Source organism: uncultured Oscillibacter sp., from assembly GCF_900546705.1.
Classification (GTDB): domain Bacteria; phylum Bacillota; class Clostridia; order Oscillospirales; family Oscillospiraceae; genus Oscillibacter.
The window spans coordinates 1-21,585 of sequence record NZ_URDP01000017.1 but is presented as its reverse complement, the minus strand read 5'-3'; the positions used below and the strand labels follow the sequence as shown (position 1 = coordinate 21,585).

The following is a 21,585-nucleotide window of genomic DNA, read 5'->3' as shown; positions in this document are numbered from 1 at the left end:
ATGGCCAATATGTCTTTAGTGAAAAATCCCATGCCCTCTCAGGAGCCCAATGTCCGCAACAAGAACTTTGACGAGGTGGCGCTGGGCTACACCGCGGAGATGGCTATTGACGAGGCCAAGCGCTGCCTCAACTGCAAGAATCCCAAGTGCGTGGGCGGCTGCCCGGTGAATGTACATATCCCCCAGTTCATCTCCAAGGTGGCCGAGGGGAAGTTCGATGAGGCCTACGGCATCATCACCTCCACCAACAGCCTTCCTGCCATCTGCGGCCGCGTCTGCCCCCAGGAGAACCAGTGCGAGGGCCAGTGCGTCCGGGGCATCAAGGGCGAGCCGGTGGGCATCGGCCGTCTGGAGCGGTTTGTGGCGGACTATCACAACGCCCACGGTCACCAGGGCGGCGCGCCCGCTCTGCCCGAGAAGAACGGCCACCGCGTGGCGGTGGTTGGCTCCGGCCCTGCGGGTCTGACCTGCGCCGGCGACCTGGCCCGTAAGGGATACGACGTCACCGTGTTCGAGGCGCTGCACCTGGCCGGCGGCGTGCTGGTGTACGGCATTCCCGAGTTCCGTCTGCCCAAGGCCATCGTGCAGAAGGAAGTGTCCCGTCTGGAGTACTTCGGCGTGAAGATCATGACCGACACGGTGGTGGGCCGCACCATCACGGTGGATGAGCTGATGGACGAGATGGGCTTCGAGGCGGTGTTTATCGGCTCCGGTGCGGGCCTTCCCATGTTCATGAACATCCCCGGCGTCAACTACAAGGGCGTGCTTTCCGCCAACGAGTTCCTCACCCGAATCAACCTGATGAAGGCCTATAAGCCCGACTCCGATACCCCCATCATCCATCCCAAGAAGGTGGCTGTCGTGGGCGGCGGCAACGTGGCCATGGATGCGGCCCGCTGCGCCAAGCGTCTGGGCGCGGAGGTCTACATTGTTTACCGCCGCGGCATGGAGGAGCTTCCCGCCCGCCGCGAGGAAGTGGAGCACGCGGAGGAAGAGGGCATCATCTTCAAGACCCTCAACAACCCCGTGGAGATCTTCGCCGACGAGGACGACAACGTCAACAAGATCCGTTGCATCAGAATGGAGCTGGGCGAGCCCGACGCCTCCGGCCGTCGGCGGCCCATCGAGATTCCCGGCAGCGAGTTTGATCTGGATGTGGACTGCGTCATCATGGCCCTGGGCACCAGCCCCAACCCCCTGATCAAGTCCACCACCCGCGGCCTGGAGATCAACAAGAAGGGCGGCATCGTGGTCAACGAGGATGGCCTGACCTCCAAGGACCACGTGTATGCCGGCGGCGACGCCGTCACCGGCGCTGCTACTGTCATCCTGGCCATGGGCGCCGGCAAGACGGCTGCCCGTGCCATTGACGAGGCGCTGAGCAAGAAGGAATAAGCAAACAGGATCGTATCAACGGCCCCCGGCGCAATCCCGCCGGGGGCCGTTTGTTCACCGGAAATCAGTGGCCGGACGGATGTTCGGCAATTGGATTGGCAAACCTGCAAGATTGACGGTGGACCGGATTACATAGAAACAAGAAAAGGGAGGCTGAGAGCGATGGCCTATTGCAGAAACTGCGGAGCGGAGATCAATGAGTATGCACTCACTTGTCCCAAGTGCGGCGCACAGCAGAGAACGGAGCCCACGGCCCCGCCGGATGAGGGCGGTTTTTTGTGGGGACTTCTGGGCTGCTGCATCCCTCTGGCGGGGCTTATTTTGTTCCTGGTGTGGAAGGACACCAAACCCCGGACGGCCAAGGCGGCGGGCATCGGCGCGCTGGTATCCGTGGGGTTGTATGTTTTGTTCTATGTGCTGGCTTTTGCTATCGGCATCAGCTCGGCGGTGATCAGCTGAGGTGCGGGACTGGGCATACAAATGGCTGCCGATCATCTTCGGCTGCCACTGCAGGCCGGAGCGGTCGTTTTTCCTGCACGGAAAACAGTTGCCGTTGTGCGCCCGCTGTACCGGCGAGCTGGTGGGGATTTTGACGGCAGTGGGCAGCTGGTGGCTGTGGCATCCGTCTGCGGCGCTGGCGGGCAGCATGTTGGTGCCGCTGATTGCAGACGGGCTGGTGCAGCTTTGCACTACCTATGAAAGCCGCAACCTCCGGCGCCTCTGGACGGGAATCCTGTTTGGCTACGGCCTGACGGCCTTGTTCTTCCTGTCCACGGCCTGGGTGTTCCGACAGGGACGGGATCTGGGCCTGGCGTGGAGGGCCGGGGCTTGAATTGTGTTCGCCCCGTGTTGGCGGCGAGAGCATTTGCGGCAGGCGGACCTGCCTTGTACAACGGGAAGACTGGCAGTAAAAAGCTTTGCGGACCTATAATAAAAAACCCCCGGCCTGGCCGGGGGTTTTTATTATACATTTGGTTCCAGCGGCTGCACGGTGTAGTGGAGCTTGGCGGGGGAGTGGGGATACTGGCGGAAGAAAGCCCGAACGATGCGCTCGCAGACTTTGCAGCTGTTTTCGTAGTTGGCCTGCGGCAGCATCAGGATGTACTGGGACACGCTGCACCGGGCGGCGATGTCCCCCCGACGGAGGCTGCTGCGGATGAGCTCCTGAAGGTTTTCCATGCACCGGTCCAGGCTGCGCTTTGCCAGCTCTTCGCCGGCATCGTCGGTGACGGAGAGCAGGCAGATGTGCACCGCGTCTCCGCTGCGGGCCACGGCCCGGGCCTCAGCGTGGTAGATGACCTTGAAAAAGTCGTAGTCGCAGAAGAGGGCGCCGCTGGCTCCGTCGGGCTCCCGCAGCTGTTCCCGCAGTGTGCCCATGGAAACGGCCCGGTCATTGACGGTGCGGACGGCCTCCCGGTACAGTGCCCGGGATTCGTCGGCGGGCATGATGCCGAAGTTGTCGAACAGCAGCTGACTCATCTCCTCGTAAATGGAGATGGCTTCCCGCTGCTCTCCCAGGGCCAGCAGATCCCGCATCAGGTGCTGGTAGATCAGCTCGTTATAGGGTTCAATGACGACGGCGCTGCGGCACAGTTCCACGGCGGGCTCCATCTGCTCCCGGGCTTCCAGAAGCGCCAGCGTCTCCAGCAGGGTGTGGATATAGAGATTGTGGAAATAGGCGGAAATGGGGATGACCCATGCCTCACCGGAGAGCTTTTGCAGAAAGTCTCCGTTGTAGAGAGCCAGTGCCTGCTGGTAGGCTGTCAGGCGCTGTTTTTCGTCCTCTGCCACGGCACCGGCCCGGCACAGCCGCTCGAACTCGTCAACGTCGAAGAAAAAGGGCACGTCCGGATTCCAGGCGTAGTTTCCCTCCCGGCGGATAATCAGCGTGTGCCCGGCGGCACCATCCAGTTGGTTGAGGGAGGTTCGCACCCGATGAAACATGGTCTTGAGGGCATTGAGGGGATTGGAGCTGCTCTCGCCGTCACTCCACAAGAGGCCCACCAGCTCGTCCTGGGTGATGGAGCGGCTCCGGCAGTAGATCATGTAGGCCAGCAGCAGCCATACTTTCCGGGAGCGATTGTCGCTGTCGTTGATTTCTTGTTCTCCCTTGCGGACAGAAAAATTGCCAAACATCCGTACTTCAAGGACATTTTCCGACATTTGACAGCACCCCCCTTCCTTTGTCCTTCCTGCGCAGAAAATAGCCACTATATATGTACAACATAGCACACTTGCCAAAACATTGCAAGCAAAAGTGGATAGATACATAATTTTATACAAAAAGAAAGCGTTTTACAAAAAAATACTTCCAAAATTACGGAAAACCTGCTATACTGAAACTGCGGAAGTATATTCCCGCGAGTGCATGAAGAAAGGAAGATCCGATTTGCGGATGATTTTGAAGCATATGCTGCCGCTGTTGCTGGCGGCGTGCCTGCTCAGCGGCTGCGGCCAGAGCGGGACGACGGAGCCCCAGGAGGATTCCCAGGGCACCGAGCTGGAGGAGGTCCAGACCGAGGAAGTGGCGCCGGAGGAGGCCTACGTGGATGTGACGCCTCTGGAAGAGGTGGAACTGGCCGACGAGGCGGTGGCCCTGGCCGGGGCTCCCGCACTGGATACCATGCTGGTGCCCGAGGCATCCGGTACCGCCGCCAAGGAAAACAGCAAGGCGGTCATTGACTACTCCAACACGAAAGACGGCTATGTGATGGTCAAGTATACGGCCTCCACGGCCAAGCGCCTCAAGGCCCAGGTGAAGGGCCCCACCACCACCTATACCTATAATATTGATGCCGGCACCTGGGAGACTTTCCCCCTGTCCGACGGAAACGGCAGCTACCAGGTGATCGTCTATGAGAACACCTCCGGCTCCAAGTACGCCACGGTGCTCTCTGCAAGTTTTACCGCGTCTATGACGGATGAATTTGCCCCGTTCCTGCGGCCCAACCAGTACGTGGACTATGAAAACGCCCCCAAAACGGTAGCCAAGGCCAAGGAGCTCACCGCCGGGATGACGGACCCGCTGCAGAAGGTGCAGGCGGTGTACGACTACGTGGTCAAAAACCTGACCTACGACAAGCAGCTGGCGGCCACGGTGCAAAGCGGCTACCTGCCGGTGCTGGATTCTGTTCTGGCCAGCAGGAAAGGCATCTGCTTTGACTACGCCTCCTTGATGACCGGCATGCTCCGCAGCCAGGGCGTCCCCTGCAAGCTGGTGGTGGGCTACGCCGGCAGCGCCTACCACGCCTGGATCAGCGTCTGGTCCGACGAGACAGGATGGATCAACGGTGCCATTTATTTTGACGGCACCTCCTGGCAGCGGATGGACCCCACTTTCGCATCCAGCGGACGCCAGAGCGCGGCCATTATGCAGTACATCGGCGACGGCAAGAACTATACGGCCAAATACTTCTATTAAAACGGATTTTGTCTTTACGAACGGACGGGATTGGTTTAAAATGGGCTTGCGGTTTATCTGCAAGCCCATTTTTTGGATATTGAGGATCTGCCATGAAGTGTGAAACATTGACAAACGAACAGATTTCCGGCCTGTGCATGGAGCTTTCCCTGCTGCTCCACGCGGGCGTGCGGGCGGGGGACGGCCTGGCGCTGCTGGCCCAGGAGGCCGCCGGAGGCGACCGCGCCTGGCTGGAGGAGATGGCCCGTCAGGTGGATGACGGGGCGTCCCTGGCCGCGGCTCTGGGTTCTTCCGGCCGCTTTCCCGCCTACGTCTCCGGACTTCTGGAGATGGGGGAGCGGTCCGGCCGGACGGAGGAGGCACTGCGGTCGCTGTCCGTGTACTACGATGGCCGCAGCCGGATGGACCGGCGGCTGCGCAGCGCCCTTTTGTATCCGTCAGTGATGCTGGTGCTGATGCTGGCGGTCATCGTGATTCTGCTTGCCAAGGTGCTGCCGGTATTCAATGAGGTGTATGCCTCGCTGGGCGGGCAGCTCACCGGCGTGGCCGGCGGGCTTTTGTCCCTGGGCCGGGCTCTGGACGGGGCACTGCCGGTGCTGTGTGTGCTGCTGGGTGTGATCGCGGTATTTCTGGGGGCCTTTGCGGCGGTGCCTGCCGTCCGGCAGGGCGTCATGGGACTGTGGCGGCGCGCACGGGGGGACAAGGGCCTCTCCCGGATGATGCACACGGCCCAGTTTGCTCAGGCACTGGCCATGGGCCTTGGCAGCGGCCTTCCCCTGGAGGAGGCACTGAACCTGGCCGGCCAGCTCCAATCGGATATCCCCGCCGCCCAGGCCCGGTGCTGGGACTGCCTGGACCGGCTGGAGCGGGGCGAGGAGCTGTCCGAGGCGCTGAGAGCATCCGGCGTGCTGCCGGCGGCCAGCTGCCGCCTGGTGGCACTGGGTCAGCGCAGCGGCACCGGCGACGCAGTCATGGAAGAGGTGGCCCGCCGTCTGGGCGAGGAGAGCGAGTACGCCCTGGAGGCCCGGGTGGGCCAGGTGGAGCCGTCGCTGGTACTGGTGACATCGCTGCTGGTGGGGGTTATTCTGCTTTCGGTGATGCTGCCTCTTATGAACATCATGACGGCCATCGGGTGAGCGTATGAGACGGACGAGACGCTGGCCCGCCATGGTGGCCGGGCTGCTGGCACCGGTGGTGCTCGCCGCCGGCATGCTGGTATTTTTCACGGCATTGAACCATCTGGAAAGCGGCCGTCAGGCGGAGGGCCGGGATCGGCTGGAGCAATCGCTGCGCCAGGCGTCGGCGGCCTGCTACGCTGCGGAGGGGATCTACCCGCCGGACCTTGCATATCTGGAGGAGCACTACGGCGTGCAGGTGGATGACAAACGTTACACGGTGGACTACCGGGTGTTTGCCTCCAATCTGATGCCGGACATCACGGTGCTGGAAAACGAGAAATGATCAACAACAAGCCATTGAAACATCATATGGAAGGGCTGGCGGTGCTGCTGGTATTCGGCGTGTTCGCCGTGTGCGTGCTGTCCGTGCTGCTGACAGGGGCGGAGCGATACCGTGCCCTGACGCAGCGGGACGACGCGTCCTGCGGCTGGCGCACTGCCGCCCAGTACCTGACCACCCGCATCCGCCAGGCGGACACAGCGGGGGGCGTGCGGGTGGGTGCCTTTGACGGCGGCGACGGAGAGGATACCCTCTTCCTCACCGAGCAGATTGACGGCGCCGCCTACACGACCCGGGTCTACTGGTACGACGGATATGTGCGGGAGCTGTTCGCCGAAGAGGGCGCACAGCTGGACAAGGATGCCGGAGAGGCGGTGGTCCCTGCCGGCGGCGTCCGCTTTTTTGAGACGGACGGGGGCATCGGCGCCTCCCTCACCGGCACGGACGGGGAGATCACCGACCTGAACTGGACCCTCCGCAGCGGAGAGGGGGCGGCGCCATGAGAAGCAGAGCGCCCCTGGTGCTGATGGAGCAGCTGGTGATGGTGCTGGTGTTCGCCCTGGCAGCGGCACTGTGCGTGCAGGTGTTCGCCTTTTCCGACCGGGCGTCCCGGCACTACGCCGATCAGGACCGGGCGGTGGCGGCGGCACAGAACGCCGCCGAGGTGCTCAAGGGCTGCGGCGGCGACTTTGCCGAAGCGGCGGGGCAGTACGGCGGAGACTGGAACGGCGCCGTGTGGGGCATTTCCTACGACGGGGACTGGCAGCCCTGTCAGGAGCAGTCCCGGGCGGCCTACCATGTGCTGGTGACACCGGCGGAAAGTGACCAGCCGCTGCTGGGATGTGCCCAGGCGGCGGTGTACACGGCGTCTGGAGAGATGCTCTTCTCCATTCCCGTGGCCTGGCAGGAGGTGACGGGACATGCATGACAAGGAGCGGTTTTCCCCGCCGGCGGTGGGCGGCAGCTCGCTTTTGGTGATCTTCGCCGTACTGTGCCTGACGGTGTTTGCCCTGCTGGGCCTTGCCACCGTGCAGGCGGACGGGCGGCTGTCGGACGCCTCGGCCCAGGCCGTGGCGGGCTACTACCAGGCGGACTGCCGGGCCGAGGAGATCCTCGCCCGGCTGCGCAGCGGCCAAATGCCGGAGGGTGTGACGGAGGCGGAGGGCGTGTACGCCTACACCTGCCCCATCTCTGATACCCAGGCCCTGGAGGTACAGGTGGAAGAGCGCGGCGGCACCTGGACGGTGCTGCGCTGGCAGGCGGTGTCCACCGCCCAGTGGGAGGCGGATGAGAGCCTGGATCTGTGGGACGGCAGCGTCCCCACCAATTGAGACAAAGGAGCGATATCCATGCGTGAGTTACTGGATTATTTGGAACAGGCGGTACAGGACCGGGCGTCGGACCTCTTTATCGTGGCCGGCGGCCCTGTCAGCGAAAAGCGGGACGGGCGCATTATCCCCATCAGCGGGGAGAAGGTGTTTCCCGGCGAGACGGAGCGGCTGATCGCCGGGCTCTACGACATGGCGGACCGGTCCATGGAGCACTACCGCCAGACCGGGGACGACGACTTCTCCTTTGCGGTGTCGGGCCTGGCCCGGTTCCGGGTCAACGCCTACCAGCAGCGGGGTTCCCTGGCCGCCGTGGTGCGGGTGGTGGCCTTTGAGATCCCGGATTATCAGACGCTGCACATCCCCGAGTCCGTCATGGAGCTGGCGGACGTGGCCCACGGCATGGTGCTGGTCACCGGCACCGCCGGCAGCGGAAAGTCCACCACCCAGGCGTGCATCATTGACCGGATCAACCGCACCCGGGAGGGCCACATCATCACGCTGGAGGACCCCATCGAGTACCTGCACCGGGACCAGAAGAGCATCGTCAGCCAGCGGGAAATCGCCATCGACACCACCGACTATCTCTCCGCCCTGCGCGCGTGCCTGCGCCAGGCGCCGGACGTGATTTTGCTGGGGGAGATGCGGGACCACGAGACCATCCGCACCGCCATGACGGCGGCGGAGACGGGCCATCTGCTCATTGCCACGCTGCATACCAACGGGGCGGTGAACACCATCGACCGCATCATTGACTCCTTCCCCAGCACCCAGCAGTCCCAGATCCGTGTGCAGCTGAGCATGGTGCTGCACACGGTGGTTTCCCAGCGGCTGCTGCCGGATATGCGGGGGGGCATGATCCCAGCCTTCGAGATCATGCACATGACGCCCGCCATCCGCAGTATGATCCGGGACTGCAAGAGCCATCAGATCGATAACGTCATCTCTGCCGGGGCATCAGAGGGCATGTGCACCATGGATCAGTCCATTCTGGAGCTGTACCGGAAGGAGTTCATCACCCGTCAGACGGCTCTGGACTATGCCGACAACCCTGAGCAGATGCTCCGCCGCATGGGATAAGCGCCTATGAAAAAGCGTGTGAGGCTGGGGATTTCCCTGCTGCTGGCGGCGGTGCTGGTGGTCAGCGTGGTGCTGCTGGTGCGCCAGCAGCTGGAGTACCGCCGGGGCGAGGAGATGTACGAGGAGGCGGAGGCGCTGGTGGAGCTGCCGGACCTGAGCGAACTTCCCGAGCCGGAGCCCGAGGCGCCGGAGGAGGAAACGGAGGCGGAGGAAAAGCCCGTCTATGTGGACCCCTACGCCGACGCCCTGCGGAACATGGACTTTACCGCACTGCGGGAAGTCAACGACGACGTGCTGGGCTGGATTCTCATTCCCAACACCGTCCTCTCCTACCCGCTGGTGCAGGGGGACGACAACGACTACTACCTCAACCACACCTGGAAGAAGTGGACCAGCGTGGTGGGGGCCATTTTCATGGAGAGCGCCAACAGCCCGGATCTTGACAACTTCAATACCATTATCTACGGCCACCGGATGAACAACGGCTCCATGTTTGCCTCCCTCAAGTACTACAAGAGCCTCAGCTACTGGACCTCCCACCCCTGTGTCTACATCACCAACGACGCCGGGAGCCACCAGTATGAGATCTTCGCGGCCTATGAGGTCAGCACCCAGGGCCAGACGTACCGCCTTCAGTTTCCGGATACCCAGGCCCGGCAGGACTTCATCGACTACTGTCTGGATCAGTCCGTCATCGATACCGGCGTGGTGCCCAATACCTACGACCGGATTTTGACCCTGTCCACCTGCACCGGCAACGGCCACGCCACCCGCTGGGTGGTGCAGGCGGTGCTGCGGGGTGAGGCCCCGTCGGACGCGGTGGAACAGGAGCCGGCGCAGCCGGAGCAGACGCCGCAGACGGACGCACCGGAGTCCGCACCGGAGGAGGCCGGTTCCCAGACACCGGAGACGGTACCGGATCAGACGCAGGAGCCTTCCGCATCCGGAGAGGACCAGGAGACGGATGCCTCGTCCCTGCTGGACATTGCCCTGGGCAGCGTCACCGGCGGCGATGCATCCCAAGCGGACGGGGACGGCCAGACGCCGCCTGCGCAGTGACCCAAAAGCGCGCGGGCGCTCCGGATGATCCGGGGCGCCCGTTCTTATTCGGAAGATCAAAAGGAGGAGACTATGAGCCGGGAGACGGTTTTGGAGGCCCTGCGCCGCAGCGGCGGTACCTTTTTGTCCGGGGAGGAGCTCAGCCGGCAGCTGGGACTGAGCCGCACCGCCGTGTGGAAGGCGGTGGACGCCCTGCGGCGGGCAGGATACGATATTGAGGCCCGGACGGGTCTTGGCTACCGGCTTGCCGCCGCGCCGGACGTGCTGACGGAGCCAGAGATCCGCAGCCGCCTGGGCAGCGTGGCCCGGGTGGGGCGGAACCTGGTGTGCCTGGAGGAGGTGGACTCCACCAACAATTATGCCAAGACTCTGGCCGCCTCCGGTGCCCCCGACGGCACCGTGGTGGTGGCGGACGGCCAGACAGCGGGCCGGGGGCGCATGGACCGGGCGTTCCTCTCCCCGAAGGGAAAGGGCATTTATCTCACGGCCCTGCTGCGGCCGGAGCTTCCGCCGGAGCGGCTGATGTCCGTCACGGCGATGGCGGGGGTGGCGGTGTGCCAGGCGGTGGAAGAGGTATGCGGCGTGCGGCCGGGACTCAAGTGGCCCAACGACCCCATTTTGAACGGCAAGAAGCTCAGCGGTATTTTGACGGAGCTGTCATTGGAGGCGGAGAGCGGGCATCTTCAATACCTGGTGGTGGGCATTGGCGTCAATGTGAGCCAGATGCCGGAGGACTTCTCCCCCCAGGTCCGTGAGATCGCCACCTCCCTGACCCAGGAGCTGGGGCGCCCGGTGGGCCGCTGCGATCTGGCGGCGGCGGAGATCCGGGCCCTGGACCGGCTCTACGGAGCTCTGGCGGCAGGGGACACGGCGGCGTATCTTGCCGATTACCGCAGCCGGTGCGTGAACCTGGGCCGGCAGGTGCAGCTCATCGGTCCCCAGGGCCGTACCCGGGCCCTGGCGCTGGACGTGGACGACCAGTTCGGCCTGGTGGTGCGGCTGGAGAGCGGGGCCGAGCAGGTCATCCGCTCCGGCGAGGTCTCCGTCCGGGGCATGAGCGGCTACGTGGAATAAGGAAGCAGGCGGCACCGAAAGGCGCCGCCTGCTTTTGTGCGGGTCATTGCTGGTCGATGTGGTTTTGGATGCGCTGCATGATCATCTCCAGGGCCACCAGGTTGTGGCCGCCCTCCAGTACCACGATGTCCGCGTACTTCCGGGAGGGCTCCACGTACTGCTCGTGCATGGGCTTGACGGTGGTCAGGTACTGGGTGACCACCGACTGGAGGGTGCGGCCCCGCTCCTCCACGTCCCGCAGGCACCGGCGCAGGATCCGCACGTCCGCATCGGTCTCCACGAAGATTTTGATGTCGAACATGTCCCGCAGAGTGGGGTTCTGGAAGATGAGGATGCCCTCGACGATGATGACCTTGTTGGGTACCACGGTGACCGTCTCATCGGTGCGGTTGTGCTCCACATAGGAGTAGACGGGGCACTGGACGCTGTGGCCGGCCTTGAGCTGCCGAAGGTGCTCCACCAGAAGCTCCGTGTCGAAGGCAGAGGGGTGGTCGTAGTTGACCGCCGCCCGTTCGGCGTAGGTCTTACCGACCTGGCGCTTGTAGTAGCTGTCGTGGCCGATGACGGTGACGGCGTCGCCGAAGTGCTCTTTCAGGTGGCGGGTCAGGGTGGTCTTTCCGGAGCCGGTACCCCCCGCAATGCCGATGAGGATCGTATCCATGCAATCTTCTCCCTTCCGCGGCACCATGCAACAAAATGACCGCGTAATTCGTCTTATTATACAGCCTGCGGCGTGAAACCGCAAGCGGCCCCCTCGGGCGGCGCACGGATTTTTTCCGGTGTACGGAAAACGGCGAAAAAGCGAAAATTCCGCCCCGTCGTACTTGACGGCAGAGGGGAAAGCCGATATTATGTTATGTAAAGCATCGAAACATTCGGAAGGAGTGCCCCTATGGCTATGAAACGCTGCCCCGTCTGCGGGGAAAAATATTCCGATACATATAAGACCTGTCCTTTCTGCGAGGAAGAGGCAGCCGCCCGCAACGGAACCAAGATCCGGCGGGGCGGCAAGCGGTCCTCGTCCAGGAACCAGCCCAATCTGCTCACGCCCACGCTGGTGGTGCTGATTATCATCATGCTGGCGCTGTTGGTGTATCTGCTGTTCGGCGACGAGTTCCGGAAGCGGGCGGAGAGTCTGGCAGGCAGCCAGGTGGAGGAAGTGGTTCCGCCCGACGACAGTACCGGCGAGGAGAGCGGGGAGGGTGAAACCGGCATGCCGGAGGACCCGTCCGTAACCGATGATGCCACCCCGTCCACCGGCGAAGAGGACGACACCACGCCCACCACCGGCGAGATGACCTACGAGCAGGTCGCGGCGCTGCCTGACGGACTGACGCTGAGCACCACGGACTTCACCCTCAAGAGCGTGGGCGAGAGCCACACCATCACCGTCTCCGGCGGCAGCGGCAGCTACACCTGGATCAGTGAGGACAGCGGCATCGCCTCCGTGGACTCCAGCGGCAAGGTGACCGCCGTCTCCAACGGAACGGTGAACGTGGTGGTGACCGACGGGACGAAGAAGGGCACCTGCATCGTCCGGTGCAACGTCAGTGCCGCCGCCTCCACGGCGACCTCCAATCCTGGCAGCGGCACGACGTCCTCTGCTTCCGGACTGAAGGCGGGCTCCGCTGTGGTGGTCAATGCCGGCAACGGTGTGTTTGTCCGCTCTGGCCCCGGCACCAGTTATGAGGCCCTGGCCACCGTGTCCAACGGCGCGGAGGTGAAGGTGGTGGAGAGCGCCGGCGGCGGCTGGTACAAGATCACCTTCGCCGGAAACGGCGGCGCGGACACCACCGGCTACATGAAGAGTGAGTTCCTGGCCAATCAATGAGAAAAAGATCCCCGGGTGCTATGCATCCGGGGATCTTTCGTTGCGTATGGCCGGAAAATGTGATATCATACTAAACTGTATCAGTATGAAAAAACAAGGAGCACAGCTATGACCACTCGTGAATTTCAGCGCAAATCGCCCCTGGCGATCTTCCTCACCTATTTCCGGCCCCACCGGAAGCTGTTCATCATGGATCTTTCCTGCGCGCTGGTGATCTCCCTGATCGACCTGGCGTTTCCCTACGTCTCCCGCTGGTGCATGTACGAGCTGCTGCCCCAAAGCGCCTACCGCACGTTCTTCGCGGTGATGGCGGTGGTGCTGGCGGCATTCGCCCTGCGGGCGGTGTTCCAGTATATCATCTGCTACTGGGGCCACACCTTCGGTATCCTGGTGGAGGCGGACATCCGCCGGGACCTGTTCCGCCACATGCAGGAGCTGAGCTTTGACTACTATGACCGCAACCGCACCGGCCAGCTGATGAGCCGCCTGACTGCGGACCTCTTCGATATCACGGAGCTGGCCCACCACGGGCCGGAGGACATCTTCATCTCCGGTGTGACCATCGTGGGCTCTCTTGTCATCATGTTTACCATCCAGTGGCGTCTGGCCCTGGTAATCGCCCTGATTCTCCCGGTGTTTTTCGCCGTGGTGTGGAAGTGCCGGGCATCCATGAACGAGGCCTCCCGCCGCGTCAAGCAGCGCACCGCCGTCATCAACGCCGACATCGAGTCGGGCCTGTCCGGCATCCGCACTGCCAAGGCCTTTGCTAACGAGGAGGCGGAGTTAAAGAAGTTCGACTCCTCCAACGACAGCTTCAAGACGTCCAAGCGGGCGTTCCACAAGGCCATGGGCCGGTTCAACGCCACCATGGAATTCTTTTTGACGCTGCTGTCTGTGGCGGTCATCGCCGTGGGCGGATTGCTCATCATGCAGGGCAGCATGGACACGGTGGACCTCATTACCTTCAGCCTGTATATCACCACCTTCGTCAACCCCGTCCGCAAGCTCTCCAACTTCGCCGAGCTCTTTGCCAACGGCACGGCGGGCCTGGGCCGGTTCATCGAGCTGATGCGGGAGGAGCCCGCCATGCAGGACGCGCCGGACGCCAAGGTGCTCACCGGCGTCCGGGGCCAGGTGGACGTGGACCACGTGAGCTTTGCCTACCAGGACGATCTGGACGTGCTCCACGACGTGGACCTGCACATCCGACCCGGTGAGACGGTGGCGGTGGTGGGTCCTTCCGGCGGCGGAAAGTCCACGCTGTGCCAGCTGATCCCCCGGTTCTACGACGTGACCGACGGCGCCGTCCGCATCGACGGCCAGGACGTGCGCTCCGTGACCCAGGAGTCCCTGCGCCAGAACGTGGGCGTGGTGCAGCAGGAGGTATTCCTGTTCGCGGCCAGCATTCTGGAGAACATCCGCTACGGCCGCCCCGGTGCCACGGAGGAAGAGGTGGCCCATGCGGCGAAGCTGGCGGAGATCTACGATGACATCATTGCCATGCCCGACGGCTTCAACACCTACGTGGGCGAGCGGGGCGCCCTGCTCTCCGGCGGACAGAAGCAGCGCATCTCCATTGCCCGGATCTTCCTCAAGGACCCGCCCATCCTCATTCTGGACGAGGCTACCTCCGCGCTGGACAGCGTGACGGAGGCCAAGCTCCAGGAGACCTTTGAAAAGCTCTCCCAGGGCCGGACCACCATCATCATCGCCCATCGCCTCTCCACTGTCCGCAACGCCGACCGCATTGCCGTGGTGGAGGAGGGCCGCATCGCGGAGCTTGGCACCCATGAAGAGCTCATGGCCAAAAACGGGGCCTACGCCGCCCTGGTGCGGACCCAGGAGCTGCGCCATGGATAAGGGCGTACTGCTGGACCGGCTGGGGGCGGCCGGGGAGGAGCGGCTGGCCCTTTCCCGGGTGCTGGACCGCTATGCCCAGAGCAGCCGCCGGGGAAGCGCCGCGGCCACGGACTTCCTCACCCCCCAGCAGCGGCTGCGGTCGATGGAGCTGCTGCGCCTGGCGGGGGCCGGAGAGGGAAGCTATGTGTGTACCGGCGGCTATCCGGACGCGGAGCGGCAGGTGATCTTGTTTCTGCCGGACTGGCTGGATGCGGAGACGGCGGAGACGGTCAGTCCCATCCGTTGCCTGCGGGCGTCCTTCCGGGCGGAAAAAACCCTGAGCCACCGGGACTTTCTGGGCAGCCTCATGGGCATGGGCGTTGCCCGGGAAAAGGTGGGCGACATCCTGGTGACGGACGAGAGCGCGGACGTACTGGTGCTGGACACGGTGGCGGACTTCCTGCTGCAAAGCTGGGAGAGCGCCGGCCGGACCCACCTGCGATTGGAGGAGGTGGAGCGCAGCTGTGTCCACGTGCCCCAGGCGTCCACGGAGGAGGTGCACGACACGGTGTCCTCCCTGCGGCTGGACGCGGTGATCGCGTCAGGGCTGCGGATGTCCCGGGGCAAAGCGGCGGAAGTAGTGGCCTCCGGCCGGGTGCAGGTGAACTGGATGGAGTGCACCAAGGCGGACAAGCTCCTGACGGCAGGGGACACCGTCTCCGCCCGGGGCTTTGGAAAATTCCGGTTGGTGGAGGTGGGCGGCACCACGAAAAAGGGCCGCATCTCCGTGACGCTGCTGCGGTATGTGTAAGGAAAGGAGCGGACACCATGACGGAGTACGAATACGAATTTGAGACGGTGGACTGCGACTGCGCCTCGGGCTTCAGCTTCTTGGGCGGCGTGGGGCTGACCACCGACGGACACCGGGAGATCATCGCCCGGAGGGCGTCGGAGGGCTGGCGGTATGCCGGATGCATCCCCAGAAGCCAGCGGGCCGGGGGATTTATCGAGACAGTGGATTTGGTATTTGAACGGCCAGCGGCCGCGGAATAAGGAGGAGCATATGGATCAAAAGCAGATTGACCGGATCAACGAGCTGGCCCGGAAGGCCAAGAGCCCGGAGGGACTCACCGAGTGGGAGCAGCAGGAGCGGGCCGCGCTGCGCCGGGAGTATGTGGACGCGGTGCTGGGCAGCCTGAAGGGGCAGCTGGACCGGACCTATATCGTGGACCAGCAGGGCAATAAGCACAAGCTCAAAAAGAAGGGGGAATAAGGGTGGCATCCCGGAAGAAAAAGGCTGACTGGGGCTGGCCGCTGATCGTGGTGCTGTTTGCGGTCGGTGTCTGGCCCATTGCCTTGGTGCTGCTGCTGGTCAAGCTCTTCAAAAGCGACGGGAAAAAGCAGTGCGTCCAGGCGCCGCCCCTGTCCGGGAGCATCCCGGAAAAGAAGGAGACGGCGCCCAAGGCGCGGAAAGCGGCCGGTGTGACCCGGTCCCCGGCGGAAAAGCGGTCCAGCGCCCGGTGGCTCAAGATCATCGGCGCTGCGGCGGCTGCGGCGGGGCTTCTGGCCTGCTGGGACCCCATTGATATGATGATCTTCGTGGGCGGCATCGAGTCGTGGTATCTGGAGGACCTGCTCCAGGCCCTGGCCGTGTCCGCCGGCGGTGTGGCCATGCTGTGCGCGGGCATCACCATGGACCGCCGGCTCCGGCGGTACGCCAAGTACCTGGCGGTGGTGGGAGACCGGGAGGCCATGAGCCTGGACCAGCTGGGCCGCACCCTGGGCTATCCTGCCGGACGGGTGCAGCGGGATCTGGAGCGGATGCTGGACCAGGGCTACTTCGGCCCCACGGCCTACCTGAATATGGAGCTGGGGTATCTCTTCCGCAGCGACAAGGCCATGGACGAGCTGCGGGAAAAGCAGGCGGCTGCCCAGGCTGCCCAGACGCCCAAGGAGGCGGAGGAGGGCTACTCCGGTATCCTGCGGAATATCCGCCGGGCCAACGACGCCATTGCCGACCCGGTGCTCTCGGCCAAAATCGATCGGCTGGAGGAAATCACCGCCCGCATCTTCCGGGCGGTAGAGGAGGACCCGAAAAAGGCCGGGCGAATCGACACCTTCCTCAACTACTACCTGCCCACCACCCAGAAATTGCTGGACTCCTATGCGGAATTTGAGGCCGCCGGGGTGGAGGGGGAAAACCTGCGCCAGGCGAAAGGGCGCATCGCCTCCACCATGGACGCCATTGTCCGGGGCTTCGAGCACCAGCTCGACGAGCTGTACAAGGCGGACGCCATGGATGTGGACAGCGACATCCGGGTCATGGAGACCATGCTCCGGCGGGACACGGCCAGTGTGGAGGAGGACTTCGGCCTGGGGACGGCGGCGGAGCACCGGCAGGAACAAACATGAATCGGACAAAGACGGGGCGGTACCGGGGACGGTGCCGTCCCGTTTGTCAAAAATGCATAAAACACAATTGACCGCACAGGAAAAACACCCAAAAGAAAATAGCAATTCTGCACAATACATAAACGAAAAATTTGTTGAAAGAAGCAGCGGAAATTTAGAAGAAGCCGAAATTTCAGCGGCAAAAGCCAACAAAATCACCAAAATGGGAAGCGGGATTTCTCCACCGTCAACGCCCCCAGTTCAATTGACATGGCGTGTCCGAAAAGGATATACTGGTTATGCTGACAAGCGTCCCTAAAAAGGTGTTAATTCGCCGATTTTCGAACACTGTGAAACATTTGAACGAGGAGGATCAGACATGAAAGACATCGTAGAGATCCGCTGGCACGGCCGTGGCGGCCAGGGCGCAAAGACCGCGTCCCTGCTGCTGGCGGACGCCGCCTTCAACACGGGCAAGTATGTCCAGGGTTTCCCGGAGTACGGCCCGGAGCGTATGGGCGCGCCCATCACGGCGTACAACCGGATCAGCTCTGAGCGCAGCACTGTCCACTCCAATATTTATTTCCCCGACTATGTGGTCGTGGTGGACGAGACGCTGCTCTCCGCCGTTGACGTGACCGCCGGTCTGAAAAAGGAAGGCGCCATCGTCATCAACTCCAGCAAGAGCCCCGACGAGCTGCGTCCCATGCTCAAGGGCTACGAGGGCAAGGTGTGCACCATCGACGCAGGCAAGATCTCCGAGGAGGAGCTGGGCCGCAACTTCCCCAACACCCCCATGCTGGCTGCCATCGTGAAAGTTTCCGGCGTTGTGGAGCCCGAGGAATTCGTCAAGGATATGGAGGCTTCCTTCAAGCATAAGTTCGCCTCCAAGCCCCAGGTCATCGAGGGCAACATGCGTGCCCTGAAGCGTTCTATGGAGGAGGTACAGGTAGGATGAGTCATTTGGCTAAGGATATGACGCCCGACGTCACTTGGAAGGATATTACCCCCGGCTGCAACATTTTTGAAGGCGGCACCTCTGTCACCGTGGAAACCGGCGACTGGCGCACCATGAAGCCCGTCATCGACTGGGACAAGTGCAAGCAGTGCCTGCTGTGCGTTCCCGTGTGCCCCGACATGTCCATCCCCGTGGGTGCCGACGGCAAGCGCGCCGATTTCGACTACTTCTTCTGCAAGGGCTGCGGCATCTGCGCAAACGCCTGCCCCTTCGGCGCCATCACCATGGTCAAGGACGAGAAATAAGGAGGGGATCACTATGGGAATCAGAGAAAGACTTTCCGGCAATGAGGCCATTGCCTACGCAATGAAGCAGATCAACCCGGACGTGATGGGCGCATTCCCCATCACCCCGTCCACCGAAATCCCCCAGTATTTCTCCACCTACGTGGATAACGGGGAAGTGGACACCGAGTTCATCGCTGTGGAGTCCGAGCACTCCGCCATGTCCACCTGCATCGGCGCCGAGGCTGCCGGCTGCCGTGCTATTTCCGCCACTTCTTCCTGCGGTCTGTGCTACATGACCGAGATGCTGTATGTGGCTGCTTCCGACCGTCTGCCCATCACCCTGGCGGTTTCCTGCCGTGCCCTGTCCGGCCCCATCAACATCAACAACGACCACTCCGACGCCATGGGCGTGCGGGATGCCGGCTGGCTGATGCTGTTTGCCGAGACCAACCAGGAGGCTTACGATAACTACCTGCAGGCCATGCGCATCGCTGAGGCTGTCAGCCTGCCCATCATGATCTGCCAGGACGGCTTCATCACCTCTCACGCCATCGAGAACATCGAGCTGGTGGAGACGGAGAAGGTCAAGGAGTTCGTGGGCGAGTACAAGCCCCAGCACTTCCTGCTCAACAAGGATGAGCCCATGGCCGTGGGCGCCTACGCCACCCCCGTGTACTACATGGAGGCCAAGCGTCAGCAGGCTCAGGCCATGATCGACGCCAAGGAAGTCATCAAGAAGGTCGGCGCCGAGTTCGGCGAGATGACCGGCCGTACTTATGGCCTGATCGAAAAGTACATGATGGACGATGCCGAGATGGCTCTGATCATGATCGGCTCCTCCGCCGGTACCGCCAAGGAAGCCATCCAGGAGATGCGTGCCCAGGGCAAGAAGGTGGGTCTCATCAAGATCCGTGCGTTCCGTCCCTTCCCCGCCGAGGAGATCGCCGAGGCTCTGAAGAACGTGAAGGCCTTCGCCGCCATGGATAAGGACGACAGCTTCAACGCCCACTGCGGCCCCATCTACGCCGAAGTGGCCGCCGGACTGTATGCTGCCGGCATCAGCGCCCCCAAGGGCATCAACTACATCTACGGCCTGGGCGGCCGCGACGTGCGGGTGGAGAGCATCGAGCACGTGGTTGCCGAGCTGGAGAAGGTCATTGCTACCGGCGAGGTGGGCGAGACCTATCGCTACCTGGACGTCCGGGAATAAGGAGGGAGTCAAGTCATGAGCTACAATCTGAAAGAAAACGTTATGAAGGAAGACCGTCTTGCAGGCGGTCACAGAATGTGCGCGGGCTGCGGCTCTCCCATCGCTGTGCGGACGGTGCTGCGCGCCCTGAACCCTGAGGATCACGCGGTTGTGTGCTCTGCCACCAGCTGCCTGGAGGTTTCCACCTTCATGTATCCCTACACCTCCTGGAAGGACAGCTTCATCCACAACGCCTTCGAGAACGCCGGCGCCACCATCTCCGGCGTGGAGACTGCCTATAAGGCCATGAAAAAGCGCGGCAAGCTGGATGAGACCTGGAAGTTCATCGCCTTCGGCGGCGACGGCGGTACCTATGATATCGGCTTCCAGTCCCTGTCCGGCGCCATGGAGCGCGGCCACGACATGGTGTATGTCTGCTATGATAACGAGGCTTACATGAACACCGGTATCCAGCGTTCTTCCTCCACGCCTCACTTCGCCGATACCACCACTACCCCCCAGGGCAAGGTGATCCCCGGCAAGATGCAGCAGAAGAAGAACCTGACCAAGATCATGGTGGCCCACGGTATCCCCTATGTTGGCCAGACCACCTTCATCGGCAACTTCAAGGACATCTCCGAGAAGGCCCACAAGGCTATCTACACCCCCGGTGCCGCCTTCCTGAACGTGATGGCTCCCTGCCCCCGCGGCTGGCGCTATCCCTCTGAGAAGATGATGGAGATCACCAAGGCTGCTGTTGAGACCTGCGTGTGGCCCCTGTATGAGGTCATCGAGGGCAAGTACATCCTCAGCTACAAGCCGAAGGAGAAGAAGCCCGTTGAGGAGTACCTGAAGATGCAGGGCCGTTTCGCCCACATGTTCAAGCCCGGCAACGAGTGGATGATCGAAGAGGTCCAGAAGGAAGTGGACCGCAACTGGGAGGAGCTCCTCAAGCTCTGCGAGATGTAATCTCACCCGGATGGTCACCATCTGAAAGAAGAACCCCGGACGTCCTTATGGACGTCCGGGGTTTTTGTGTGCCGAGAGGAAAAGCTGCGTGCCCAGCGGCAGCCGGGCACGCGCTCAGGGCTTCCACAGGCATTGTTCAAGGTCCACGGTGCCGTCGGGCCGGAATATTACGCCCTCCGCTTCCAGCAGCGCACGCTGGGTGCCGGGGGCGAAGGTATCAAAGCACGTCTTGGTCCCGCCCAAGCGGTCCACCACCCGGTGGCAGGGGACGGACGGGTCCGTGCAGCCCGCCATGGCGTAGCCCACTGTCCGGGCGCAGCGGGGCATTCCCGCCAACCGGGCCACCTGTCCGTAGGTGGATACCTTCCCCGGCGGGATCTGCCCCACAATGGCATAGAATCGGGCAAATACTGCACCCATAATTGTTCCCTCCCTGCTTCCGATTTACTGCGAAATATTGTATCACGCCACGGACTGTGGTACAATGCAGAAAAAGAACGGGAGGGAATTGCGATGGCCGTTTATACGGAAACCAAGACCTATCACACCAAAGCCCATATGGGCATGATCGACGTGACGGAGGACTTCCAGCACGCGGTGACGGAGGCATGCCGGACCCACGGCATCTCCGCGGGCACCATTACGGGCTTTACCACCGGCGGCGTGGCGGGCCTGACGACCCTGGAGTTTGAGCCGGGCATGGTGAACCATGACCTGAAGGCGGCGCTGGACGTGTTTTCCCCGTACCTGGACGAAAAGGGCCGTGTAGTGCCCTACTGGCACCATGAGACGTGGCACGACGACAACGGCTCGTCCCATATCAAGGCGGCACTGCTGTCCCCGTTTATCACGGTTCCCTTCGTGAACGGACGCATCACCGTGGGCCCCTGGCAGAACCTGACGCTGGTGGAGTGCGACACCCGGGACCGGGTGCGGGACATCGTGTTCCAGGTCATGGGCGAGTGAGTCGAGTGAGCGGAGGTCTGCCGGAGTCTCTCCGGCAGACCCTGGAAATTTTCAGGATAATTTTCAAATCCTGTTGACAACCATCCAATGGTATGGTATCATACTACAAGTGTTCGGGCAGCGGACAGCTTTCATCGTGGAGAGATGTCCGAGCGGTTGAAGGAACCGGTCTTGAAAACCGGCGACGCGCAAGCGTCCGTGGGTTCGAATCCCACTCTCTCCGCCACATCTTTCAATCATTATAGTTGCAGAAGTACCCAAGAGGCCGAAGGGGCTCCCCTGCTAAGGGAGTAGGCTGGATAAAACCGGCGCGAGGGTTCAAATCCCTCCTTCTGCGCCA

The 21,585-nt window shown here is 62.6% G+C and carries 27 protein-coding genes and 2 tRNA genes; 26 read left to right on the top strand and 3 right to left on the bottom strand.

Going from position 1 to position 21,585, the window contains the following annotated elements; all coding sequences use genetic code 11:
• The 3 genes from gltA (at position 1) to QZS13_RS05360 (ending at position 2,227) form a co-directional block, all read left to right on the top strand.
• Positions 1–1,395, top strand: coding sequence for an NADPH-dependent glutamate synthase (gene gltA, locus QZS13_RS05370; protein WP_295586511.1), 1,395 nt, complete (start codon positions 1–3; stop codon positions 1,393–1,395).
• A gap of 162 nt (positions 1,396–1,557) precedes the next feature.
• Positions 1,558–1,854 carry a zinc ribbon domain-containing protein gene (locus tag QZS13_RS05365; protein ID WP_295586508.1) on the top strand — a complete coding sequence of 99 codons (297 nt, stop codon included), beginning with the start codon at positions 1,558–1,560 and terminating at the stop codon, positions 1,852–1,854.
• A gap of 1 nt (position 1,855) precedes the next feature.
• Entirely contained in the window at positions 1,856–2,227 is a 372-nt protein-coding gene (locus QZS13_RS05360; protein WP_295586506.1) for a DUF2085 domain-containing protein, read from the top strand.
• Between the two features lie 131 nt (positions 2,228–2,358).
• On the opposite strand, the gene QZS13_RS05355 is transcribed toward QZS13_RS05360, so the two are convergent.
• Positions 2,359–3,531 (bottom strand): BTAD domain-containing putative transcriptional regulator, encoded by a 1,173-nt coding sequence (locus QZS13_RS05355; protein WP_295586503.1) that lies wholly within the window; start codon positions 3,529–3,531, stop codon positions 2,359–2,361.
• Between the two features lie 259 nt (positions 3,532–3,790).
• Between QZS13_RS05355 and QZS13_RS05350 the strand changes: the two genes are divergently transcribed.
• From QZS13_RS05350 to QZS13_RS05310, 9 genes are all read left to right on the top strand, one after another.
• Positions 3,791–4,816 carry a transglutaminase family protein gene (locus QZS13_RS05350; RefSeq protein ID WP_295586500.1) on the top strand — a complete coding sequence of 342 codons (1,026 nt, stop codon included), beginning with the start codon at positions 3,791–3,793 and terminating at the stop codon, positions 4,814–4,816.
• Positions 4,817–4,923: 107 nt separating this feature from the next.
• Complete coding sequence (locus QZS13_RS05345) at positions 4,924–5,952, top strand: type II secretion system F family protein (protein WP_295586498.1); 1,029 nt, start codon at positions 4,924–4,926, stop codon at positions 5,950–5,952.
• Positions 5,953–5,956: 4 nt separating this feature from the next.
• Positions 5,957–6,277, top strand: a complete 321-nt coding sequence (locus QZS13_RS05340) for a hypothetical protein (protein WP_295586495.1) — start codon at positions 5,957–5,959, stop codon at positions 6,275–6,277.
• Positions 6,274–6,777, top strand: coding sequence for a DUF4860 domain-containing protein (locus QZS13_RS05335; RefSeq protein ID WP_295586493.1), 504 nt, complete (start codon positions 6,274–6,276; stop codon positions 6,775–6,777). Before QZS13_RS05340 ends, QZS13_RS05335 begins: the two co-directional genes overlap by 4 nt.
• Positions 6,774–7,202 (top strand): hypothetical protein, encoded by a 429-nt coding sequence (locus tag QZS13_RS05330; protein ID WP_295586490.1) that lies wholly within the window; start codon positions 6,774–6,776, stop codon positions 7,200–7,202. The genes QZS13_RS05335 and QZS13_RS05330 overlap by 4 nt, the downstream gene beginning before the upstream one ends.
• A complete protein-coding gene (locus QZS13_RS05325; RefSeq protein WP_295586488.1) occupies positions 7,195–7,605 on the top strand; it encodes a hypothetical protein in 411 nt (136 codons plus the stop codon). Before QZS13_RS05330 ends, QZS13_RS05325 begins: the two co-directional genes overlap by 8 nt.
• Before the next feature lie 18 nt (positions 7,606–7,623).
• Complete coding sequence (locus QZS13_RS05320; RefSeq protein WP_295586486.1) at positions 7,624–8,682, top strand: type IV pilus twitching motility protein PilT; 1,059 nt, start codon at positions 7,624–7,626, stop codon at positions 8,680–8,682.
• Positions 8,683–8,688: 6 nt separating this feature from the next.
• A complete protein-coding gene (gene srtB, locus QZS13_RS05315; RefSeq protein ID WP_295586483.1) occupies positions 8,689–9,741 on the top strand; it encodes a class B sortase in 1,053 nt (350 codons plus the stop codon).
• Positions 9,742–9,813: 72 nt separating this feature from the next.
• The gene (locus QZS13_RS05310; RefSeq protein ID WP_295586481.1) at positions 9,814–10,815 is read left to right on the top strand and encodes a biotin--[acetyl-CoA-carboxylase] ligase; all 1,002 of its coding nucleotides are present in this window, start codon (positions 9,814–9,816) and stop codon (positions 10,813–10,815) included.
• A 43-nt stretch (positions 10,816–10,858) separates the two neighbouring features.
• Here QZS13_RS05310 and udk read toward each other — a convergent pair whose 3' ends face one another.
• The gene (gene udk, locus QZS13_RS05305; RefSeq protein WP_295586477.1) at positions 10,859–11,476 is read right to left on the bottom strand and encodes a uridine kinase; all 618 of its coding nucleotides are present in this window, start codon (positions 11,474–11,476) and stop codon (positions 10,859–10,861) included.
• 231 nt (positions 11,477–11,707) lie between these two features.
• Between udk and QZS13_RS05300 the strand changes: the two genes are divergently transcribed.
• From QZS13_RS05300 to QZS13_RS05250, 11 genes are all read left to right on the top strand, one after another.
• Positions 11,708–12,646 (top strand): SH3 domain-containing protein, encoded by a 939-nt coding sequence (locus tag QZS13_RS05300; RefSeq protein WP_295586475.1) that lies wholly within the window; start codon positions 11,708–11,710, stop codon positions 12,644–12,646.
• Positions 12,647–12,754: 108 nt separating this feature from the next.
• Positions 12,755–14,506: an ABC transporter ATP-binding protein gene (locus tag QZS13_RS05295; RefSeq protein ID WP_295586472.1), complete on the top strand. Its 1,752-nt coding sequence runs from the start codon at positions 12,755–12,757 to the stop codon at positions 14,504–14,506.
• Positions 14,499–15,296, top strand: coding sequence for an RNA-binding protein (locus QZS13_RS05290; protein WP_295586469.1), 798 nt, complete (start codon positions 14,499–14,501; stop codon positions 15,294–15,296). The genes QZS13_RS05295 and QZS13_RS05290 overlap by 8 nt, the downstream gene beginning before the upstream one ends.
• A 17-nt stretch (positions 15,297–15,313) precedes the next feature.
• Positions 15,314–15,538: a DUF4177 domain-containing protein gene (locus QZS13_RS05285; RefSeq protein WP_295586467.1), complete on the top strand. Its 225-nt coding sequence runs from the start codon at positions 15,314–15,316 to the stop codon at positions 15,536–15,538.
• 10 nt (positions 15,539–15,548) lie between these two features.
• The gene (locus QZS13_RS05280; RefSeq protein ID WP_295586464.1) at positions 15,549–15,758 is read left to right on the top strand and encodes a DUF896 domain-containing protein; all 210 of its coding nucleotides are present in this window, start codon (positions 15,549–15,551) and stop codon (positions 15,756–15,758) included.
• Between the two features lie 2 nt (positions 15,759–15,760).
• A complete protein-coding gene (locus QZS13_RS05275) occupies positions 15,761–16,897 on the top strand; it encodes a 5-bromo-4-chloroindolyl phosphate hydrolysis family protein (RefSeq protein WP_295586462.1) in 1,137 nt (378 codons plus the stop codon).
• A gap of 43 nt (positions 16,898–16,940) precedes the next feature.
• Positions 16,941–17,195 (top strand): hypothetical protein, encoded by a 255-nt coding sequence (locus tag QZS13_RS10195; protein WP_307986755.1) that lies wholly within the window; start codon positions 16,941–16,943, stop codon positions 17,193–17,195.
• A gap of 60 nt (positions 17,196–17,255) precedes the next feature.
• Positions 17,256–17,834 (top strand): 2-oxoacid:acceptor oxidoreductase family protein, encoded by a 579-nt coding sequence (locus QZS13_RS05265; RefSeq protein WP_295586456.1) that lies wholly within the window; start codon positions 17,256–17,258, stop codon positions 17,832–17,834.
• Positions 17,831–18,139 carry a 4Fe-4S binding protein gene (locus tag QZS13_RS05260; RefSeq protein WP_295586454.1) on the top strand — a complete coding sequence of 103 codons (309 nt, stop codon included), beginning with the start codon at positions 17,831–17,833 and terminating at the stop codon, positions 18,137–18,139. The genes QZS13_RS05265 and QZS13_RS05260 overlap by 4 nt, the downstream gene beginning before the upstream one ends.
• Before the next feature lie 13 nt (positions 18,140–18,152).
• Positions 18,153–19,331, top strand: coding sequence for a pyruvate ferredoxin oxidoreductase (gene porA / locus QZS13_RS05255; RefSeq protein ID WP_295586451.1), 1,179 nt, complete (start codon positions 18,153–18,155; stop codon positions 19,329–19,331).
• 15 nt (positions 19,332–19,346) lie between these two features.
• Positions 19,347–20,279 carry a thiamine pyrophosphate-dependent enzyme gene (locus QZS13_RS05250; protein WP_295586449.1) on the top strand — a complete coding sequence of 311 codons (933 nt, stop codon included), beginning with the start codon at positions 19,347–19,349 and terminating at the stop codon, positions 20,277–20,279.
• 114 nt (positions 20,280–20,393) lie between these two features.
• On the opposite strand, the gene QZS13_RS05245 is transcribed toward QZS13_RS05250, so the two are convergent.
• Complete coding sequence (locus QZS13_RS05245) at positions 20,394–20,699, bottom strand: MGMT family protein (protein ID WP_295586446.1); 306 nt, start codon at positions 20,697–20,699, stop codon at positions 20,394–20,396.
• A gap of 93 nt (positions 20,700–20,792) precedes the next feature.
• On the opposite strand from QZS13_RS05245, the gene QZS13_RS05240 reads away from it, so the two are divergent.
• The 3 genes from QZS13_RS05240 to QZS13_RS05230 all read left to right on the top strand — a co-directional run bounded on the left by QZS13_RS05240 (position 20,793) and on the right by QZS13_RS05230 (position 21,585).
• Positions 20,793–21,245: a YjbQ family protein gene (locus tag QZS13_RS05240; RefSeq protein WP_295586444.1), complete on the top strand. Its 453-nt coding sequence runs from the start codon at positions 20,793–20,795 to the stop codon at positions 21,243–21,245.
• Positions 21,246–21,383: 138 nt separating this feature from the next.
• Positions 21,384–21,471 (top strand) — tRNA-Ser (locus QZS13_RS05235).
• Between the two features lie 21 nt (positions 21,472–21,492).
• A tRNA-Ser gene (locus tag QZS13_RS05230) sits at positions 21,493–21,585 on the top strand.

Bases quoted from the DNA above. Each gene is read 5' to 3' on its own strand.
- gltA (WP_295586511.1), top strand. From the start codon at position 1: ATGGCCAATATGTCTTTAGTGAAAAATCCCATGCCCTCTCAGGAGCCC.
- QZS13_RS05365 (WP_295586508.1), top strand. From the start codon at position 1,558: ATGGCCTATTGCAGAAACTGCGGAGCGGAGATCAATGAGTATGCACTC.
- QZS13_RS05355 (WP_295586503.1), bottom strand. From the start codon at position 3,531: ATGTTTGGCAATTTTTCTGTCCGCAAGGGAGAACAAGAAATCAACGAC.
- QZS13_RS05350 (WP_295586500.1), top strand. From the start codon at position 3,791: ATGATTTTGAAGCATATGCTGCCGCTGTTGCTGGCGGCGTGCCTGCTC.
- QZS13_RS05340 (WP_295586495.1), top strand. From the start codon at position 5,957: ATGAGACGGACGAGACGCTGGCCCGCCATGGTGGCCGGGCTGCTGGCA.
- QZS13_RS05335 (WP_295586493.1), top strand. From the start codon at position 6,274: ATGATCAACAACAAGCCATTGAAACATCATATGGAAGGGCTGGCGGTG.
- QZS13_RS05330 (WP_295586490.1), top strand. From the start codon at position 6,774: ATGAGAAGCAGAGCGCCCCTGGTGCTGATGGAGCAGCTGGTGATGGTG.
- QZS13_RS05325 (WP_295586488.1), top strand. From the start codon at position 7,195: ATGCATGACAAGGAGCGGTTTTCCCCGCCGGCGGTGGGCGGCAGCTCG.
- QZS13_RS05320 (WP_295586486.1), top strand. From the start codon at position 7,624: ATGCGTGAGTTACTGGATTATTTGGAACAGGCGGTACAGGACCGGGCG.
- srtB (WP_295586483.1), top strand. From the start codon at position 8,689: ATGAAAAAGCGTGTGAGGCTGGGGATTTCCCTGCTGCTGGCGGCGGTG.
- QZS13_RS05310 (WP_295586481.1), top strand. From the start codon at position 9,814: ATGAGCCGGGAGACGGTTTTGGAGGCCCTGCGCCGCAGCGGCGGTACC.
- udk (WP_295586477.1), bottom strand. From the start codon at position 11,476: ATGGATACGATCCTCATCGGCATTGCGGGGGGTACCGGCTCCGGAAAG.
- QZS13_RS05300 (WP_295586475.1), top strand. From the start codon at position 11,708: ATGGCTATGAAACGCTGCCCCGTCTGCGGGGAAAAATATTCCGATACA.
- QZS13_RS05295 (WP_295586472.1), top strand. From the start codon at position 12,755: ATGACCACTCGTGAATTTCAGCGCAAATCGCCCCTGGCGATCTTCCTC.
- QZS13_RS05290 (WP_295586469.1), top strand. From the start codon at position 14,499: ATGGATAAGGGCGTACTGCTGGACCGGCTGGGGGCGGCCGGGGAGGAG.
- QZS13_RS05285 (WP_295586467.1), top strand. From the start codon at position 15,314: ATGACGGAGTACGAATACGAATTTGAGACGGTGGACTGCGACTGCGCC.
- QZS13_RS05280 (WP_295586464.1), top strand. From the start codon at position 15,549: ATGGATCAAAAGCAGATTGACCGGATCAACGAGCTGGCCCGGAAGGCC.
- QZS13_RS05265 (WP_295586456.1), top strand. From the start codon at position 17,256: ATGAAAGACATCGTAGAGATCCGCTGGCACGGCCGTGGCGGCCAGGGC.
- QZS13_RS05260 (WP_295586454.1), top strand. From the start codon at position 17,831: ATGAGTCATTTGGCTAAGGATATGACGCCCGACGTCACTTGGAAGGAT.
- porA (WP_295586451.1), top strand. From the start codon at position 18,153: ATGGGAATCAGAGAAAGACTTTCCGGCAATGAGGCCATTGCCTACGCA.
- QZS13_RS05250 (WP_295586449.1), top strand. From the start codon at position 19,347: ATGAGCTACAATCTGAAAGAAAACGTTATGAAGGAAGACCGTCTTGCA.
- QZS13_RS05245 (WP_295586446.1), bottom strand. From the start codon at position 20,699: ATGGGTGCAGTATTTGCCCGATTCTATGCCATTGTGGGGCAGATCCCG.
- QZS13_RS05240 (WP_295586444.1), top strand. From the start codon at position 20,793: ATGGCCGTTTATACGGAAACCAAGACCTATCACACCAAAGCCCATATG.